Consider the following 233-nt stretch of genomic DNA (forward strand, 5'->3'; position numbering starts at 1 on the left):
GTACGGAGTACGACCGCCAGGGCCGGCCGTCTGTGCACACGGTGCTGCCGGACTCCGACAAGCCGCAGACCACCCGCATCGCCTACCCCTCCCCTACCGTCACGGTCACCGCCACCCCCGACGGGCGGCGGGTGACCGAGACCCTCGACGCGCTGGGCCGGCCCCTGCGGACCGCGGACAACTACCGCGACGGCGCCTACGCCAAAGAGCCCGACGCCGACGGCGCGCGGGTG

Annotated in this window: 1 protein-coding gene; it reads left to right on the forward strand. The window is 74.7% G+C overall.

Going from position 1 to position 233, the window contains the following annotated elements; all coding sequences use genetic code 11:
• Positions 1–233: hypothetical protein (locus tag IF89_RS40375; protein WP_043195229.1), on the forward strand; the 233-nt coding region annotated here is incomplete at both ends.

It is taken from the genome of Streptomyces sp. NRRL F-2664, from assembly GCF_000719345.1.
Lineage (GTDB): Bacteria > Actinomycetota > Actinomycetes > Streptomycetales > Streptomycetaceae > Streptomyces.